The 3,579-nt window shown below is 67.4% G+C and carries 3 protein-coding genes; 1 reads left to right on the top strand and 2 read right to left on the bottom strand.

Features of this window, described 5'->3' with window-relative positions; all coding sequences use genetic code 11:
- A partial coding sequence (locus ACYVOF_RS20190; RefSeq protein WP_460869733.1) for an ISL3 family transposase occupies window positions 1-1,262 on the bottom strand: 1,262 nt, incomplete at its 3' end.
- A gap of 628 nt (window positions 1,263-1,890) precedes the next feature.
- Window positions 1,891-2,202 carry a putative quinol monooxygenase gene (locus ACYVOF_RS20185; RefSeq protein ID WP_003941073.1) on the bottom strand — a complete coding sequence of 104 codons (312 nt, stop codon included), beginning with the start codon at window positions 2,200-2,202 and terminating at the stop codon, window positions 1,891-1,893.
- A gap of 108 nt (window positions 2,203-2,310) precedes the next feature.
- Here ACYVOF_RS20185 and ACYVOF_RS20180 point away from each other — a divergent pair, with 108 nt between their 5' ends.
- On the top strand, window positions 2,311-3,252 hold the full coding sequence (locus tag ACYVOF_RS20180) for a GlxA family transcriptional regulator (RefSeq protein WP_068568955.1): 942 nt from the start codon (window positions 2,311-2,313) through the stop codon (window positions 3,250-3,252).
- Window positions 3,253-3,579 lie beyond the last annotated feature (327 nt).

Genomic DNA, 3,579 nt, shown 5'->3' with positions numbered 1-3,579 from the left:
ATGTAGTTGGTCAGGTTGCGGAACCCGAGTGCGGAGCCGCGCAGGTGTTCGAGCCGTCCGTTGAGCGCCTCGGTCGGCCCGTTGCTGGTGCCGGGTCGTTCGAAGTAGGCGAGCACGTCAGCGGCTCGCTTCTTCAGGGTCCGGCTCAGGGTGGTGAGCTCGGTGAGCACCTTGGGGACGCCGGCGCTGAGGTCGGTGATCAGCTTCTCCATGAGCTCGCGGCCACGTTGCCGGTCCTCGTGGCGATAGGCGGCGATCATGCGCTGGTAGACACCCCAGGTCGCCTCGACCTCGACGTGAGCGTCATCAACGAACAGCGCGCGTAGCCTGTCGCTCTGCTTGTCGGTGAGCAGGTCCGCGCCGGTGTGCAGCGTGCGCCGCGACTTGTAGAGCGGGTCGTCCCTGAACCCACGGTGCCCGTGGATCGCGAGTTGGACCCGGCGCCGGCACCTGTCGAGGGCGTCACCGGCCAGGCGCACGACGTGAAAGGGATCCATCACCGTGACCGCGTCCGGGATCTCCTCCGCAGCGGCGGTCTTGAACCCGGTGAAGCCGTCCATCGCGACCACCTCGACCCCGTCACGGAAGGCGGCGTCGCGGTCGGCGAGCCAGGTCTTGAACGCCGCCTTCGACCGGCCCTCGACCATGTCCAGCAGCCTTGCTGGGCCGGCGCCATCGCGGACCGGGGTGAGGTCGATGATCACGGTGACGTACTTGCCGCCACGCCGGGTGTGGCGCCAGACCTGCTCATCGACGCCAATGACCTTCACGCCCTCGAACCGCGTGGGGTCGTTGATCAGCAGCCGCTTGCCTTCAGCCAGGACCGCGTTGTTGGCGGTGTCCCACGCGACCCCAAGTCCCTCGGCGACACGGGCGACGGTGAGGTGTGCGACCACGATCCCTTCCAGCGCCCACCGCAGCCCGGTGCGCGAGAGCTTCGCGCGTGGCTCCGCCGCGGCGCTGGTGTCTTGGCGCCACACGTGTCCGCAGTCGGCACAGCGGTAGCGGCGCACTACAACTTCCAGCACGGTCGGTCGCCAGCCCAGCGGCTCGTGGGCCAACCGCCGGATCACGGTGTCACGAGCAGCGCCTTCGCTGCCGCACCGTCGGCACCACTGATCTGGTTCCACCACGCGGCACGCGAGGACCGCACGATCCGGTTCAAGTCGTTGCCCGATCACGCTCAGACCGAGGCCGTCGAGTCGAGCGAAGGCGGTCAGGTCAGGGCGGCCGAAGCCGGCCGGCGGGGTTGTGTCGGTCACGTCGAGGTCTTTCGGATGGATGGCGTAGGAACCTCCATCGTCGGGAGACCTCGACGTCTATCTGCGGACCGACGCGCCCGGCCGACCTACACCGGCATCTGAGAAGACCCCTGAAACGTCTTCGACGACGACGGGACCGGCGAGAAGGAGGGCGCGGTGAGCTAAAAGAATGGAGCTTGCTCGGCTTCGACGCCGCCGCAAGCTCCGGTGAAACGGTCGGTACTAGTCGGTCGTCGTCGGTCACCACCGGATGGCGGCGTCCCCCACGCTCGGCGTTCGCGCAGGTCAGCGGCTCGTTCGCCCAGTGGGCGCATCAGGCGATAGACGCAAAGCCGACGTGATTAGGTCGTCGGTTCGATTCCGACAGGCGGCTCCGGCGAACAGCCCCTGACCTGCGGAAACGTAGGGCAGGGGCGGTTCGGTTCTGATGGTCGCGCGATGCGCTGGCCTCACGGCTCTGCCCGACACCCGACGTCGCTCTCCTCTGCGACGGACCCCTCGCCGGATGAACGCTCGGACATCCTGTCCGTGTGCCGATAGGCCTCGCACCGCTCGGCAACGCAGCGTGGCGCTGCGTCGCGACCTGGCGACGGCTCGGCGGGGCGCGATCGTCTCGTGCGTTGGCGGACTACGGAAGCTTGGACGCGAGGACGTCGGCCGCCAGGATCTCGGGTGCTGCGCCGAGGAGGTGCTGGTTGGCCATCAGGGCTGCGACGATGGCGCCGTTGGCGTGGGCGTCGCGAGCGGCCTCGTCGGGGAATGCATCGAAGATCCAGAAGGTGTCGGCGTGGGTCCTGACCGCGAACCAGACAATCGTTCCTACTTCTTCGTTGGCGAGCGCGACAGCGCCGGCGAGCAGATCGGCGAGCGCGTCGTGCTGTCCATCGGCCGCGACGATCTTGGCGACGAAGGCATACGGAAGTGATGCGGGTGTGGACATGAGGGGTTCTCCTAGGTGTCGAGGTTTCTTGGTGAAGCGAGTTCAGCGTATGACGAGCAAGGGCATGTGAGAAGTGGCGTATACGGCAGTATTGCTATTGTTTGCGCCATGCGTATCGGACTGATCGCGATCGACGGCTGCTTCGGTTCGGCTGTCGCGTCGATCATCGACATCGTGCGGGTGGCCGACGGAGCCCGCAGCGATGTCGACCCGCGGATCGACGCGATCGAACTCGCCATCCTCGGACCGAAACGGCGAGTGACCACGACGGCATCGATGACCCTGTCGGTGGACCACCCGCTGTCGGAGTCCGGAGAGTTCGACGTGGTCGTCGTCCCTGCGCTTGGAACCCTCACGGCCGCCGCGACCCACGACGCCCTCCAGAGCCGAGATGCTCGTTCGGTCATCGCCTCGCTCGGGCGCCTCGACGAGGCGACCACCCGGATCGCCGCGGCGTGCACCGGCGTGTTCGCTGTCGCCGAGACCGGACGGATGCATCATCGGCGGGCGACGACCAGTTGGTTCCTGGGGCCGGAGTTCCTGAAGCGCTATCCGACCGTCGCCCTCGATCTCGACACCATGGTCGTGGTCGACGGGAACCTCGTCACCGCCGGCGCCGCGTTCGCCCACATCGACCTCGCGCTCTCACTCGTGCGATCGATCAGCCCCGACCTGGCCCAACATGTCGCCAAGCTCCTCATCATCGACGAGCGTCCGTCGCAGGCGGCCTTCGTCGCCTACGAACATCTCCGGCACGAGGACCCGATCGTCGTCGAGTTCGAACGCTTCGTGCGCGCCCGCCTGGACGAACCGTTCAACGTCGCCTTCGTCGCGCAGTCGCTCGGCACCAGCCGGCGCACCCTCGAACGACGAGTCCGTGCGGCGCTCAACCTCACTCCGCTCGGCTTCGTCCAACGGCTTCGCATCGAACGAGCTCGGCACCTCTCAGCAACCACGGACCTCACCTCCGCCGAGATCGCGCTACGGGTCGGCTACGCGAACGCCGAGACTCTGCGCTCCCTCCTGCGCAGGGAGCGACGCCGTTCCTGACCTATCGCCATGCCTGTAGCCAGTGTCCTAGCGCTCGGTTGGAACCACCTCTCAGCACGTCGCGTCGACGCTCCTGCGTCGCCCCTGGACGACCCACTCGACACGCCCGCAGCACAGGCCGTGTGACGTGCCCCAGCTTCCCGGACGGTCGGGGTTGGGTGGCTGTGATGTCGCTGCGTTCTCGTCGAGGGGGTCAGCAGACCCGATCAGGGTCGATTGGGATGAGCCGCGAAGGCGGTGAGGTCAGGGCGGCCGAAGCCGGCCGGCGGGGTTGTGTCGGTCACGTCGAGGTCTTTCGGATGGATGGCGTAGGAACCTCCATCGTCG

This window comes from Rhodococcus aerolatus (genome assembly GCF_054783215.1).
This window is presented reverse-complemented; position numbering and strand designations above follow the sequence as displayed.